12 protein-coding genes are annotated in these 13,985 nt (G+C 70.6%); 2 read left to right on the top strand and 10 right to left on the bottom strand.

Annotated elements, in window-relative coordinates; all coding sequences use genetic code 11:
• From RIV12_RS12630 to RIV12_RS12595, 8 genes are all read right to left on the bottom strand, one after another.
• On the bottom strand, nt 1-1,782 hold a 1,782-nt coding region (locus RIV12_RS12630; protein ID WP_309324326.1), incomplete at its 3' end, for a 2Fe-2S iron-sulfur cluster-binding protein.
• Between the two features lie 3 nt (nt 1,783-1,785).
• Entirely contained in the window at nt 1,786-3,117 is a 1,332-nt protein-coding gene (gene nuoF, locus RIV12_RS12625; protein WP_075418275.1) for an NADH-quinone oxidoreductase subunit NuoF, read from the bottom strand.
• On the bottom strand, nt 3,114-3,884 hold the full coding sequence (gene nuoE, locus RIV12_RS12620) for an NADH-quinone oxidoreductase subunit NuoE (RefSeq protein WP_075418274.1): 771 nt from the start codon (nt 3,882-3,884) through the stop codon (nt 3,114-3,116). The genes nuoF and nuoE overlap by 4 nt, the downstream gene beginning before the upstream one ends.
• Nucleotides 3,884-5,272, bottom strand: a complete 1,389-nt coding sequence (locus RIV12_RS12615; RefSeq protein ID WP_075418273.1) for an NADH-quinone oxidoreductase subunit D — start codon at nt 5,270-5,272, stop codon at nt 3,884-3,886. The genes nuoE and RIV12_RS12615 overlap by 1 nt, the downstream gene beginning before the upstream one ends.
• Nucleotides 5,272-6,057, bottom strand: coding sequence for an NADH-quinone oxidoreductase subunit C (locus RIV12_RS12610; RefSeq protein WP_075418272.1), 786 nt, complete (start codon nt 6,055-6,057; stop codon nt 5,272-5,274). Before RIV12_RS12610 ends, RIV12_RS12615 begins: the two co-directional genes overlap by 1 nt.
• Nucleotides 6,054-6,668, bottom strand: coding sequence for an NADH-quinone oxidoreductase subunit B (locus RIV12_RS12605; protein WP_175284728.1), 615 nt, complete (start codon nt 6,666-6,668; stop codon nt 6,054-6,056). Before RIV12_RS12605 ends, RIV12_RS12610 begins: the two co-directional genes overlap by 4 nt.
• A gap of 62 nt (nt 6,669-6,730) precedes the next feature.
• Complete coding sequence (gene ndhC / locus RIV12_RS12600) at nt 6,731-7,090, bottom strand: NADH-quinone oxidoreductase subunit A (RefSeq protein WP_003787163.1); 360 nt, start codon at nt 7,088-7,090, stop codon at nt 6,731-6,733.
• Complete coding sequence (locus RIV12_RS12595) at nt 7,087-8,388, bottom strand: geranylgeranyl reductase family protein (RefSeq protein WP_075418271.1); 1,302 nt, start codon at nt 8,386-8,388, stop codon at nt 7,087-7,089. The genes ndhC and RIV12_RS12595 overlap by 4 nt, the downstream gene beginning before the upstream one ends.
• 376 nt (nt 8,389-8,764) lie before the next feature.
• Here RIV12_RS12595 and RIV12_RS12590 point away from each other — a divergent pair, with 376 nt between their 5' ends.
• A complete protein-coding gene (locus RIV12_RS12590; protein ID WP_309324323.1) occupies nt 8,765-9,490 on the top strand; it encodes a demethylmenaquinone methyltransferase in 726 nt (241 codons plus the stop codon).
• Between the two features lie 34 nt (nt 9,491-9,524).
• Entirely contained in the window at nt 9,525-10,886 is a 1,362-nt protein-coding gene (locus RIV12_RS12585) for an isochorismate synthase (RefSeq protein ID WP_309324321.1), read from the top strand.
• 23 nt (nt 10,887-10,909) lie between these two features.
• Here the strand turns inward: RIV12_RS12585 and RIV12_RS12580 are convergent, their stop codons facing one another.
• On the bottom strand, nt 10,910-12,652 hold the full coding sequence (locus RIV12_RS12580; RefSeq protein ID WP_309324319.1) for a trypsin-like peptidase domain-containing protein: 1,743 nt from the start codon (nt 12,650-12,652) through the stop codon (nt 10,910-10,912).
• A gap of 212 nt (nt 12,653-12,864) precedes the next feature.
• Nucleotides 12,865-13,985, bottom strand: a 1,121-nt coding sequence (locus RIV12_RS12575; RefSeq protein ID WP_309324317.1) for a thiamine pyrophosphate-dependent enzyme, incomplete at its 5' end; no start/stop codon positions are given.

Below are 13,985 nucleotides of genomic sequence, written 5' to 3'. Positions count from 1 at the left end.
GGCCAGGGCGTCGGCGACGCTCAGCAGGCCGGGAACGCGGGCGGCGCGCTCACCGATGAGGATGGTGGCGCCGTCGGCCCGCAGGGCCTCGACGAGGTCGGGGTGGGTCTGGCTGAGGTGGGCGACGACGCGGGCCTCCTCACCGGGCGGGGTGAGGATGGCCTGGGCGGAGAGCTTGCGGCTGCCGGCGCTCAGGCAGGTGGTCACGGTGGCCACCTTGACGCCTCCGGCGCGCACCCCCTTGCGCAGGCGCAGGAACAGGGAGCCGCACTCGTCCTCGGGCTCCAGGCCCAGGAGCAGGACCTGTCCGGCCTTCTCCAGGTGGCGGTAGGTGACGGCGCCCAGTCCGGTGCCGGCCACCCGGGCGGCTAGGAAGGTGTCCTCCTCCTGGCTGTGGGCGCGCACGCGCTGATCGATGTCGTTGGTGCCCAGGACGGTGCGGGCGAAGCGGGACCAGGCCCAGGCGTCCTCCAGGGTGAGGCGGCCGCCGGGCAGGAGCCCCACTCCCCCGTCGGAGGCGGCGCGGGCCAGTCCCTGGGCGGCCACGTCCAGGGCGTCGGACCAGGAGGTGGTGACGAGCTCGCCGGTCTCCTCGTCGCGCACGAGTGGCACGGTGAGGCGGTCGGGCTGGGAGGACCAGGTGAAGGCGAAGCGGTCCTTGTCGGTGATCCACTCCTCGTTGACCTCGGGGTCGTTGCCGGCGAGGTGGCGCAGGACGACGCCGCGGCGCATGTCGACGCGGATGGCGGAGCCGGAGGCGTCGTGCTCGGTGACGGAGTCGGTGGAGACCAGGTCCATGGGGCGGGCCCGGAAGCGGTACTTCGCGGAGGTCAGGGCGCCCACGGGGCAGATCTGGATGATGTTGCCCGAGAAGTAGGAGGCGAAGGGGCGCCCGGAGGCGTCCAGGTCCTCGCGGCCGGTGGCCAGGTCGGGGCCGTAGTCGGTGCCGTCGGAGGCGCCGGGCTCACCGCCGGGACCGGTCAGGTCGCCCAGGGCGGTCAGGGAGGGCACGCCGCGGATCGTCTGGAGGTCGGCGTCGAGCGGCTGCTGGGTCGGCTCGGTGTGGAAGTCCAGGACGCGGGCGTCGAAGCGCCCGATCTGCTCGGAGTACAGGCCCCCGGCGTGCTCGGGGTCGCCGTCCATGTCGAAGGAGGGGTGCCCGCCGCCGCGGCCCTGGAGGGCGATGAAGGGGTCACCGGGGATCTGGTCGGCGAAGCGCACGCAGCGCTGGCACAGGATGCAGCGGTCACGGTCCAGCAGGATGTTGCTGGTCAGGCGCAGCGGCTTGGGGAAGGTGCGCTTGACGTCGGTGAAGCGGGTGGCGGACTGGGCGCCGGAGGCCATGAGCTCCAGGGCCTGGTTCTGCAGGGGGCACTCACCGCCCTTGTCGCACACCGGGCAGTCCAGCGGGTGGTTGATGAGGAGGAACTCCATGGTGCCGGCCTGGGCCTTGGCGGCGACCTCGCTGGTGGCCTGGGTGGAGATCTCCATGCCCTCCATGGCGGTCATGGCGCAGGAGGGCTGAGGCTTGGGCATGGGCCGCACGACGCCGTCGCGCCCCGGCATGGCCACCTCCACCAGGCACTGGCGGCAGTTGGCCGACGGCGCGAGCAGCGGGTGGTCGCAGAAGCGCGGGATGCGCACGCCGACCTGCTCGGCGGCACGGATGAGGAGGGTCCCCTTCTCGACCTCGACGGGGAGGCCGTCGATGGTCATGTGGACCATCTCGGGGGCCGGCGGCGCCGCGGGTGCGGAGCTCTTGGTGGTCGTCTCAGCAGTCATGGCTCACCGTGCGCTTTCGAAGACGGAGGAGGCGGCGTAGGGGAAGAGCTCACCGGCGGCGGCGGTGTAGCCGGCCTCGAACTCCTCGCGGAACCGCTTGATGCCGGTCAGGACCGGGGTGGCGGAGGCGTCGCCCAGGGCGCAGAAGGAGCGTCCGGCGATGTTGGAGGCGATGGACTCGAGCTTCTCGACGTCGCCGGGCAGCCCGCGCCCGGCCTCCAGCCGCAGCATGATCTGGCGCATCCAGTAGGTGCCCTCGCGGCAGGGGGTGCACTTGCCGCAGGACTCGTGCTGGTAGAACTCGGTCCACCGGGTGACCACGCGCACCACGGAGACGGTCTCGTCGAAGACCTGCAGGGCGCGGGTCCCCAGCATGGAGCCGGCCTCGGCCACGGACTCGTAGTCCAGGGGGACGTCGAGCTCGTCGGGCCCGAAGATCGGAGTCGAGGAGCCTCCCGGCACCCAGAACTTCAGCTCGTGGCCGGGGCGGATGCCGCCGGAGAGCTCGATGAGCTCGCGCATGGTGATGCCGAAGGGGGCCTCGTACTGGCCGGGGTGGGCCACGTGGCCGGAGACGGAGAAGATGCCGTGTCCCTTGGACTTCTCAGTGCCCATGGTGGAGTACCACTGGGCGCCACGGGCCAGGATCGCCGGGACCGAGGCGATGGTCTCGACATTGTTGACCACTGTGGGACGGGCGTAGAGGCCGGCGACGGCGGGGAAGGGCGGCTTGAGGCGGGGGTGGCCGCGGCGGCCCTCCAGGGAGTCCAGCAGGGCGGTCTCCTCACCGCAGATGTAGGCGCCGGCGCCGGCGTGGGCGGTGATGCGCAGCCGCTGCTGGCCGTCGAGCCCGAAGCCGGTGTCCAGCAGGCCGGACTCGGTGGCCTCGCGCACGGCGCTGAGCAGACGGCGGTAGACGTGGGGGACCTCGCCGCGCAGGTAGACGAAGGCGTGGTCGCCGCCGATGGCGCGCGAGGTGATGGCGATGCCCTCGATGAGTGCCTGCGGGTTGGACATGATCGTGGGGATGTCCTTGCAGGTGCCCGGCTCGGACTCGTCGGCGTTGACCACGAGGTATCGCGGGCCGCCGTCGACCGGGGGCAGGAAGGACCACTTCAGGCCGGTGGGGAAGCCGGCGCCGCCGCGGCCGCGCAGGCCGGAGTCCTTGATGAGGGTGATGAGGTCCTCGCTGCTGAGGGTCTTGGCCCTCTTCAGGCCCTCATAGCCGCCGTGGTCGAGGTAGGCCTGCAGGGTCCAGGAGCGCTCCTGGTCCCACAGGTCGCTCAGGACCGGGGTGAGGGTTCCCGGCGCGGTGTAGGTGGCGGTGTCGCTCACTTGGTCTCCTCCTTCGGCGCGGTCCAGCCCTGCTCGCGGGCGATGCGCAGGCCGCGCAGGGTCGGCTCACCGGGGCCGCGCCCCTCGTCGGTGCGGCCGTCCTCGAAGCCGGCCAGCAGGCGCTCGTTCTCGCGGAAGGTGGGGACGGTCTCGGGGCCGCGGGTGGGAGCGATGTCCTCGCCACGCTCGAGGGCCTTGATCATGGCGACGGCGGAGTCGGGGGTCTGGTTGTCGAAGAACTCCCAGTTGACCATGACGACGGGGGCGTAGTCGCAGGCGGCGTTGCACTCGACGCGCTCGAGGCTGATGGTGCCGTCCTCGCTGGTCTCCTCGGCGCCCAGACCGGTGTGCTCGGTGACCGCCGACCAGATCTCGTCCCCGCCCATGACGGCGCACAGGGCGTTGGTGCACACGCCCACGTGATAGGTGCCGACCGGGTGGCGGCGGAACTGGCTGTAGAAGGTGGCCACGGCGCTGACCTCGGCCCGCTCCAGGCCGAGCCGGGCGGCGCACAGCGCGATGCCGGCCGGCGAGACGTAGCCGTCCACGGACTGGATGAGGTGGAGCATCGGGATGAGGGCGCTGCGCTCCTTGCCCTCCGGGTAGCGGGCGATGATCCGCTCGATGTCGTCCTGGAGGCCCTGGGCGACCTCGGCGCTGTAGCCGGCGGCGACGGCGGCGGCCGCGACGGTGCTCACCGGGCCGACCGCGCTGACGGTCGCGATGGTCTCGACGGCTGGGTTGACTGCGTTCTCGGTGGTGCTCATCAGCGGTCCACGCCTCCCAGGACGGGGTCGATGGAGGCCAGGGTGGGCACGAGGTCGGCGATCATGCCGCCCTCCCCCATCATGGCCAGCGACTGCAGGTTGGAGAAGGAGGGGTCGCGGAAGTGGACCCGGTAGGGGCGGGTACCGCCGTCGGAGACGGCGTGGACGCCCAGGATCCCCTTGGCGTGCTCGACGGTCTGGTAGACCTGCCCGGCAGGGACCCTGAAGCCCTGGGTCACCAGCTTGAAGTGGTGGATGAGGGACTCCATGGAGCTGCCCATGATCTCGCGCACGTGCTCCAGGGACTGACCCTGGCCGTCAGTGGCGATGGACATGCGGGCGGGCCAGGCGATGGTCGGGTCGGCCACCATCGTGGTGTTGGACGGGTCGTCGCCGCGGGCGGAGATCTCGTCGAGGCGGTCCAGGCACTGGGAGACGATCTTGAGGGACTCGTAGGCCTCGTCCAGGCGGATGCGCAGGCGGTTGTAGCAGTCGGAGACCCTGTAGGTGGGGACCCGGAAGTCGTAGGTCTCGTAGCCGCAATAGGGCTTGGAGCGCCGCAGGTCCAGCGGGTAGCCGGCCGCGCGCAGGCACGGCCCGGTCAGGCCCAGGGCGAGCCCACCGGCGAGGCTGATCTCCCCCACGCCGATGAAGCGGGACTTGAGGATCGGGTTCTCCAGGAGCAGCAGCTCGAGCTCGTGGATGTCTTTCTTCATGTCCGGCATGACCGAGCGCACGAACTCGGTGAAGCCCTCGGGGATGTCCTGGGCCAGCCCCCCGGGGCGGATGTAGGCGTGGTTCATGCGCAGCCCGGAGACCATCTCGAAGGCCTTGAGGATGTTCTCGCGGCAGCGGAAGGCGATGGTCATGAGCGTGGTGCCGCCCATCTCGTTGCCCCCGGTGCCCACGGCCACGACGTGGGAGGCGATGCGGTTGAGCTCCATGAGCAGCACGCGGGTGACGGAGGCCTTCTCGGGGATGTCGTCGGTGATGCCCAGGAGCTTCTCAACGGCGAGCGCGTAGCCGACCTCCTGGAAGAAGGGGGCCACGTAGTCCATGCGGGTCACGAAGGTCTCGCCCTGCACCCAGGTGCGGTACTCCATGTTCTTCTCGATACCGGTGTGCAGGTAGCCGGTTCCGACACGGACCTCAGTGACGACCTCACCGTCGGCCTCCAGGACCAGGCGCAGCACGCCGTGGGTGGAGGGGTGGACCGGGCCCATGTTGAGGACGATCCGGTCGTTGCGCAGGCGGTCGGCCTCGTCACGCTCGGCGATCTGGGCGACGACGTCGTCCCAGTCCCCACCGCTGACGGTGAACTGCTCGGCGCCGGCGGACAGCTCGTCCGTGGCGGGGCCGGAGGCGCGGAAGGTGCTTGTGGTGCTCATCAGCGGTAGGACCTCCGGGTGTCGGCGGGCGGCGTCTGGGCGCCCTTGTACTCGACGGGGATGCCGCCCAGCGGGTAGTCCTTGCGCTGGGGGTGGCCCACCCAGTCGTCGGGCATGGCGGTGCGGGTCAGGTGGGGGTGGCCGTCGAAGACGATGCCCATGAGGTCCCAGGTCTCACGCTCGTGCCAGTCGTTCCCGGGGTAGAGCGAGACGAGGGAGGGAACGTGCGGGTCGGTCTCGGGGCAGGTGACCTGAAGGCGCAGCTGGCGCCCGCCGTGGGTCAGGCTCATGAACTCGATGCAGGCGTGCAGCTCGCGCCCGGTCAGCTCGGGGTAGTGGACGCCGCTGACACCCAGGCACAGCTCGAAGCGCAGGTCCTGGTCGTCGCGCAGGGGGCGGGCGACGTCGAGCAGGTGCTCTCGGGCGATGAACAGGGTGAGCTCGTCGTGCTCGATGACGACCTTCTCGATGGCGGCGGCCGGGTCGATGCCGGCCTCCTGAAGGTCCTCGATCAGGGCGTCGACGACGCCGTCGAACCAGCCGCCGTAGGGGCGCACGGCGGCGGGGGCGAGGGTGACGACGCTGCGGTGCTCGCCGTAGCCGGTGGTGTCGCCAGCGTCGGAGGCGCCGAACTGGCCGGTGGGGGCGGCGATGACCTCCAGGCGCAGCTCGGGGCGCACGGGGGTGCCGGCGACCTCGGGGACGTCGGGGACCGCCGAGACCTCGGGGATCTCGGACACGGCGTCGGAGCCCGAGTCGTGTCCCGGAGCGTTCTTCTCACTCATGCCAGAAGGCCCTTCATCTCATGGGTGGGGGTGGCCGACAGGGCGGCGGCCTCGACGGCGCGGGCGATCTCCTCGCGGTGCTTGAACAGCGGCTTCTTCTCGATCTGGCGGGTGAGCTCGAGCATGGCGTTGAGGAGCATCTCGGGGCGCGGCGGGCAGCCGGGCAGGTAGATGTCCACCGGGACGATGTGGTCGCAGCCCTGGACGACGGCGTAGTTGTTGAAGATGCCTCCCGATGAGGCGCAGGCCCCCATGGAGATGACCCACTTGGGCTCGGGCATGGAGTCGTAGACATTGCGCACGATCGGGGCCATCTTGTGGGAGACGCGGCCCGAGACGATCATGACGTCGGCGTGGCGCGGGGAGGCGCGGAAGACCTCCCAGCCGAAGCGGGCCATGTCGAAGCGGGGGGTGCCGGCGGCCATCATCTCGATGGCGCAGCAGGCCAGGCCCATGGTGACGGGCCACATGGAGCGGGCCTGGGCCAGGCCCGCGAGCTTCTCGACGGTGGTCAGCAGGAAGCCCGGGCTGTCCACCTCGGCGGCAGCGGCGGCGTAAGGGTCATTGCGCTTGGAGGGGATGGACGCCATGTAGGCGTTGTGCTTTTTCATGCTCTTCACTGCTGTGTACTCCTTGAGATCGTCGGGCTGGGTCCTCGCCGGTCAGAGCCGGCTCAGTCCCAGTCCAGTCCGCCGCGACGCCACTCGAGGATGTAGGGCACGGTGATGAGGCCGATGAACAGAACGGCCGCCCCCAACCCGAAGAACCCCAGGCGGCCGAAGGCCGTGGCCCAGGGGTAGAGGAAGACCACCTCGACGTCGAAGATGATGAAGGTCATGCCCACCAGGTAGAAGGAGACGGGGAAGCGCCCGTGCTCGGTGTTGGCGGGGGTGGGGTCGATGCCGCACTCGTAGTTGGCGACCTTGACCCGGTTGCGCCGGGCGGGGCTGATGATGGCGCTCATGGCCAGACCGCCGACGGCCACCAGGAGGGCCAGCGCGGCCATGATGAGCAGGGAGGCGTAGGGGTTCATGCTTCCGGCACCATCCTTGTCAGGAGCTGGATGAAGTGGTCGATTCCGTCGCCGCCGCGGCGCTCCCAGCCATCGGACAGGAGCTTGGTGACGAGCTTCATGAGGCGCTTGCGCGGCAGCCCGTAGCGGGTGCACAGGCGCATGACCTCGGGGTGCTCGATGAGGGCGACGAAGACACGGCCGAGCGTGTAGTAGCCGCCCATCTCGGAGCTGAGGGCCTTGGGATACTGGGCCAGGACCTGCTCGCGGCCCGAGGTGGTCGTGCGGGCACCGGCTTGGGCGGCGGCCTGGGCGGCCAGGCGGCCGGACATGAGGGCCTGGGCGATGCCCTCGCCGTTGAAGGGCGAGACCATGCCTCCGGCATCACCCAGCAGCATGAGGCCGTCGGCGTAGTGAGGCTTGCGGTTGAAGGCCATGGGCAGGGCGGCGCTGACCAGGCCGCCGACCTGGTTCTCCTGGGTGAAGCCCCAGGAGGCCGGAACGTTGTCCATCCAGCGGTTGAACACCGCGCGGTAGTCGATGGACGTGGCCTGGGCGCGTGAGGAGACCGAGCCGAGCCCGACGTTGACCAGCCCCTCCCCCACGGACCAGATCCATCCGTAGCCGGGCAGGAGGTCGGACTTGCCCGGGGTGCCGTCCCACAGCTCGAGGCGGGACTCCATCCAGGCGTCCTTGGCGCGTGGGGAGCGGAAGTAGGCGCGTACGGCCACGCCCATGGGGCGGCGCTCGTTCTTGGTGCGCCCGACGGCGGTGGCCAGGCGGGCCGAGACCCCTCCGGCGTCGACGACCAGCGGGGCGGTGAAGGTGGTGGGCCCCTCGATGCCGGGGTAGGCGACCCGGTTGGTGGGGCGGGCCTCGACACCGGTGACGCGGCCGGTGGGCGAGGTGACGGGTCCGGTGACGGTGACACCGGTGAGCAGGCGGGCGCCGGCCGCGGCGGCGTGCTCGGCCAGGTCGCGGTCGAGCAGGGCGCGGGGGCGGGCCATCCCGTAGGAGGGGAAGGATGCCTGCTCCGGCCAGGGGAAGTGGAGGAGGTGCCCGCCGCCGATGACGCGCAGGCCGCGGTTGCGCTGCCAGCCGGAGGTGTCCACCCCCATGGAGACCAGCTCACGCACGGCCGAGGGGGTCAGGCCGTCCCCACAGACCTTGTCACGGCCGAGCTCCTGCTTCTCCAGGAGGATGACATCGAGACCGAGAGTGGCCATGTGGTAGGCCGCCGAGGATCCAGCCGGGCCGGCCCCGACGACGATGACGTCGGCGGTGGTGGAGGCGCTGGGCTGGGCGGCTGCCTGAGTCACTCGGGCTTCCCTCCTCGGCACTTCTGGTACAGCGGGCGTTGTCGTAGGCATCACAGTTGGCACCGTAATGCAGGCCCCGCACTCGGCGGAGCCTGTGCCGACTGTACCCAGGCGACGGGCGCCTCCATGACGAGGCCGCCGACGGAGGTGGCGAACAGGGGTTTTCGTTGCCGTGACGGCAATCTTCAGGGAAGTCCCCACCTCAACGAAAGACTGCGGCGCCCCAGAATTACGCTGCAAGTGAGTAACGAATTTCAACACTGTCGGACGGGACCTGTGTCCTAGAGCGACACCGGGGCGGTCGGAGGTCGGTCAGCAACGGCCCCCGGCACGCCTGACGGCGATACCGCAGCCGGGATTTGCGATGATGACCCCCATGAGCCGTTCCCCCCTTCGAGCCAGCCTCGCCAAGGACCCTCGCGAGGTCGCCGGGATGTTCGACGCCGTCGCGCGCCGCTACGACCTGTCCAACGACGTGATGAGCCTGTTCCAGGTGCACATGTGGCGCCGGGTGACGCGCGCGGCCGTCGCCGCGCGGCCGGGAACGCGCGTCCTGGACCTGGCCGCCGGGACCGGCACCTCCTCGGTGGAGTACGCCGCCGACGGCGCCGAGGTCGTGGCCTGCGACTTCTCCACCGGCATGGTGGCCGAGGGCAAGCGCCGCCACCCCGAGATCGCCTTCGTGGCCGGGGACGCCACGGCGCTGCCCTTCGCCGATGAGAGCTTCGACGTCGTCACCATCTCCTACGGGCTGCGCAACGTGCAGGACACGGCACGGGCACTGTCGGAGATGCGCCGGGTGACGGTTCCGGGCGGGCGGATCGTCATTGCGGAGTTCTCCACCCCGAGCCGGCCCGCCTTCCGTCACCTGTACCGCTTCTACCTGGGCAGCGCCCTGCCGGCCGCCGCCCGTCTGGTCTCATCGAACACCGAGGCCTATGACTACCTGGGCGAGTCGATCCTGGCCTGGCCGGACCAGAGGGAGCTGGCCGGTCTCATGCACGAGGCCGGCTGGCGGGGCGTGGGATACAAGAACCTCTCCGGCGGGATCGTCGCGGTCCACCGGGCCACTCGGCCCGTGCGCGCTCAGGGCGAGCAGTGAGAATCGGGCCGAGCACCGCCCCGGGGCCGACGTCGTGAGGGCCGAGCACTGCCGGGTCGCGCCACCGCGCCTGTCCTTCCGCACCCATGAGCTGCCCGACGGCGCCCTGGGGGGGCTCACCCTCATCGACCTGCTGGGGTGCCGGGAGGATATCAGCTCCTGGGTCCATGAGGGACGCGGACTCATCGGGCTGGGTCGTGTCCTGGTGATCGAGGCCCACGGGGCTGGACGCATCGAGGCGCTGCGGGCCGCATGGCGGGCCGTCGTCGGCGCGGCCTGGTGGCGTGATGCGCTGGTCCGCCCGGGAACCGGACCGGTGGCCCTGGGCACGATCACCTTCTCCCCCACCTCCGAGCACTCCTCGGTCCTCGTTGTCCCCGAGGTACTCGTCGGGCTTGACGACTCCGGCGCCTGGCTGACGACCGCGGTGCCTGAGGCTGCCAACGGGGCGGAGCCGGAGCACCCGGATCCCGAGGCGCTCCTCAAGGCGATGGTGGCCCAGGCGCGCGCAGCGATCGGCCGGGAGCAAGCCGGCGACGGCGGGGACTCCGGCGGCACTGCCGCCGTTGAGACCGGGGCACTCAGCGAGGGGCAGTGGTGCGAGGCGGTGTCCGGCACGCAGGAGCAGATGCGTGCGGGGCGGGTCCGCAAGGTGGTCCTGGCCCGCGATGTGCTGGCCCGCCCGGAGACGCCGCTGGCCACCGGCACGGTGCTGCAGCGCCTGGCCCGCGACTACCCCTCCACCTGGATCTTCGCCGTCGACCAGATGGTGGGGGCCAGCCCTGAGCTGCTGCTGCGTCTACGTGATCGGCGCCTCATCAGCAGGGTGCTGGCCGGCACGGCCCGCCGGCACGCCGGCGAGGACACCCTGGCGACGGCGCGCCTGGCGTCCTGGCTGGAGGGCTCGGAGAAGAACAACCGGGAGCACGAGCTGGCCCGGGACTCGGCGATCACGGCGCTGGAGCCGTTGTGCTCGGTGGTGGAGGCCCCGGCCCGCTTCGTCCTGACGCTTCCAAACGTGCTGCACCTGGCCAGTGACGTCACCGGAGTCGTCGCCGGGGACACCGGGGCGCTGGCCCTGGTGGACGCACTGCACCCGACGGCGGCCGTGTGCGGGACACCGACACAGGCGGCCGCACGCCTCATCGAGGAGGCCGAGTCCATGGACCGGGGGCGTTATGCCGGACCCGTGGGCTGGGTCGACTGGCACGGTGAGGGCGAGTGGTGCATCGCGCTGCGCAGCGCCCAGCTGCCCGCGGAAGGTCCCGGACCGCAGTCCCCCGCGAGAGTGTTCGGGGGCGGCGGCATCATGCCGGACTCCGAGCCGGTCGACGAGCTGGCGGAGACGACCGCCAAGATGCGCCCCATGCTGAGCGCCCTGGGCGTGCCTCTCTGAGACGCCTCTGAGCGGGTAGCGCGTCAGGAGTCCTTGCGCTCAACCAGGGTCACGTCGATGTCCTGCTTCTTGGAGTCGCGGATGACTGTGAGCTTGACCTTGTCGTTGGCGGAGTACTGGCGTACGTAACCGGTCAGTGCCGAGCCCTGGGAGGTGGTCTTGCCATCGATGGCGATGACGACGTCGTCCCTCTTCAAGCCGGCCTTGTCGGCCGGAGAACCGCCTTCGACCGAGATGATCTTGGCACCGCCGCGCGTCTCACCATCGACCTTGGCAGAACCGGTCTGCAGGTTGACGCCCAGGTAGGCGTGGGTCGCCGCCCCCGACTCGATGAGCTGCTTGGCGACCTTGTCGGCCAGCTTGACGGGAATGGCGAAGCCGATGCCGATGCTCCCCGAGCCCCCCTCACCACCGCTGGAGCTCCCCATGGTGGCGATGGAGCTGGTGATCCCGATGACCCGTCCGTTCTCGTCGAAGAGGGGCCCACCGGAGTTGCCGGGGTTGATGGCGGCGTCAATCTGGATGGCGTTGGTGTAGACCGCCGAGGACGGGGAGCCTCCTCCTGAGCCGTCCTCACTCTGGGAGTTGACGACAGGACGGTCGAGGGCCGAGATGATGCCGGTGGTGACGGTCGAGGACAGGCCCAGCGGGTTACCGATCGCCATGACGTCCTGACCGGTGGCCAGCTTGTCGGAGTCGCCGAGCTGGGCGACGGTGAGGTTGTCGGGGGCGTCCTTGAGCTGGATGACGGCCAGGTCGGTGGCGGGGTCGGTCCCGGTGGGCTCGGCCTCGTAGACGCGGCCATCGGCCAGCGTCACCAGGATCTGCGAGGCACCCGCCACCACGTGGTTGTTCGTGATGATGTGCCCCTCCTTGTCGAAGATGACTCCGGACCCCAGGGCCTTGCCGTTGCCGGTGGTTATGGCGATGGAGACGACGGCGTTGGACACGGCGGCCGAGACAGCCTCCCAGTCGGGGGCCTGGCCGGCGCTGTTAACGGTCTGGGTCGTGCTCCCGGTGGCGATCGCGGTGGGTGCCGTTGAGGAACTCGATGAAACGTCCCCACCGTGAGTGTCCATGTACCTGACCGCACTCACAGCGCCACCAGCGCCCAGCAGGGAGGCGACCACCGCGGAGGCGATCAGGGCGATCCAGCCCGGCCCCCGGCGCCTCTCGGCACCGGTCTCACTGCCTGCGGCCTTCGATGTCGCGTAGAAGGACTCCCCGCCGGGGGCGCCGGCCTGCGCGTAGCCGCCGGGTGTCGTCGGGGCGCTCGTGTAGGGCGAGCCGAAGTGCGCCTGCTGCGCCTCGTAGGGCTGCTGGGTGGATGAATAGCTGGTCGGCGCCGCCTGCTGCTCCTGGGGGGCGGGGTACTGGCCCTGCTGATGGAACTGCTGATAGGACTGCTGGGGCTGGTACTGCCCCTGGGAGGACTGAGCGTAGACCGACGCGGACTGGTCGGCGGGCAGCTGCGAGGTGGGCGGCTCGGCAGGAAGCTGCCGGGTGTCGTCCCAGCGCTGCTCGCCTGCGTTGTGAGGCACGAGCGTCTCAGGATAGGAGGCGTCGGCGGCGTAGGCCTGTGAGAGATCCTCGTAGCCGACCTGATTCTCGGTCGCACTCGGGGCCTCGCTGCCGGAGACCGCCGCAGCCGGGCTGTCCTGGCTGTCGGCGGACCGGGAGTCGACACCGGAGTGACTGTCGTCCGCCGCCGCTCCAGGCTCGTCGGGCCGGTGGGCCTCCGGGTTCGCCTCGTCGTATCCGCTCATCTGTGCTCCTCCTCGGGCGTCTCGCCCTCTCCAGATCCACGGGTAGACAACACCAGGGCTCTGTGCCGTTTCCGATGATTCCCTGAGGCTGCACTGTGGATCGTGTAACCGTTGTATTGCAGCGGGCTGAGAGTGCGGCAGTGGGTTCGGGGAACCCGGAGCCCTCTCCCGCGAGTCCTATCCCGCCGGCTGCCGTCCATCTCTATCGTCGTTCATGTTGTCAGGGTGTGAGGACCGTGCCTCGTGGTCTCCCAGACGACGACGCTCAGACCGTCGACCGGCTCGGCCAGGATCCTCTGGAGGGCCGCGACATCATCTGGGACATGGACACGAGCCCCCAGGGCGGTGGCCAGTGCAGCAATATTCGCACACTGGGGGGCGGTGAAAAGTCGTTCGAACCGGCCAAGTGACGTGGTGCGGGAGTACTCGAGGTGGGAGAAGATCGCGCCCCCGCCGTCGTCGACGACGATCACCTGCAGGTCGGCCTCCTCCTCACGCACTCCCCGACTCAAGGACATGGCGTCGTGGAGGAAGGCGAGGTCTCCCATCACGGCACGCACCGGTCCGCCCGAGGCCGTCCACAGTCCGATGCCAGTGGCAATGGTGCCGTCGATTCCGGCCAGGCCTCGGTTCGCAACTGCTTTCGGGACGGTGGCACCGGGGCGGGCGAGTCGGTCGAGACGCCGCACCGTCATGGAGGAGCCCAGCAGGAGGGTGGGGGCGCCGGGGGCCAGGCTCGCCTCCCACACGGCCTGGGCCAGGGTGTCGGCGCTGCTGGAGCGGCCCGGATCGGGAAGATCCGCCACGGCTTGGTGCCAGGATTCGGTCCAGGTCGTGTCTGCCCGCTGCAGGCCGAGGGAGGCGGCCAACCGGGCTGATCGGAGGGCGACGTCGTCGATGGCCTCGTGATCGGGGCCGTCGACGGGGAGGATCCGTCGGGCCTGCCCGGGGACGTCGGCCCACCGGGCCCGTTCGGTCAGAACGGTGATATCGAGGTCCTCGCGCCCCAGGAGCGCGGTGACGGAGCGGCTGAGGCTGGGGTGGCCCAGGACGAGGACGTGCCCGGCCTGCTCCGCGAGCGCGCGGCCCGCTTGGGTGCCCAGCAGCTCGGCGTAGCGGGTCAGGGCCTGGGGGCCGCCGCGGGCCTGGGAGGTGGGTTCGGCCAGGAGCGGCCAGCCGAGGTGCTCGGCCAGAGACCCGGCCAGGGCACCGACGGCCGGGTGGGCGGTGTCGCCGGCGACGATGAGTCCCCGCCCCCTCCGCTCCGATGAGGAGCCGTGGTCGGCCCGCCGGCAATCGTCGGTAGCCAGGGCGCGATCCTGCACCGCTGTCC

Origin of the sequence: Actinomyces stomatis (assembly GCF_031292835.1) — a bacterium.
GTDB classification, from domain to species: domain Bacteria; phylum Actinomycetota; class Actinomycetes; order Actinomycetales; family Actinomycetaceae; genus Actinomyces; species Actinomyces stomatis.
The sequence above is the reverse complement of the archived record's forward strand: the minus strand, read 5'-3'. Positions and strand labels throughout refer to the sequence as shown.

Bases quoted from the DNA above. Each gene is read 5' to 3' on its own strand.
- nuoE (WP_075418274.1), bottom strand. From the start codon at position 3,884: ATGAGCACCACCGAGAACGCAGTCAACCCAGCCGTCGAGACCATCGCG.
- RIV12_RS12615 (WP_075418273.1), bottom strand. From the start codon at position 5,272: ATGAGCACCACAAGCACCTTCCGCGCCTCCGGCCCCGCCACGGACGAG.
- RIV12_RS12610 (WP_075418272.1), bottom strand. From the start codon at position 6,057: ATGAGTGAGAAGAACGCTCCGGGACACGACTCGGGCTCCGACGCCGTG.
- RIV12_RS12605 (WP_175284728.1), bottom strand. From the start codon at position 6,668: ATGAAAAAGCACAACGCCTACATGGCGTCCATCCCCTCCAAGCGCAAT.
- ndhC (WP_003787163.1), bottom strand. From the start codon at position 7,090: ATGAACCCCTACGCCTCCCTGCTCATCATGGCCGCGCTGGCCCTCCTG.
- RIV12_RS12590 (WP_309324323.1), top strand. From the start codon at position 8,765: ATGAGCCGTTCCCCCCTTCGAGCCAGCCTCGCCAAGGACCCTCGCGAG.
- RIV12_RS12580 (WP_309324319.1), bottom strand. From the start codon at position 12,652: ATGAGCGGATACGACGAGGCGAACCCGGAGGCCCACCGGCCCGACGAG.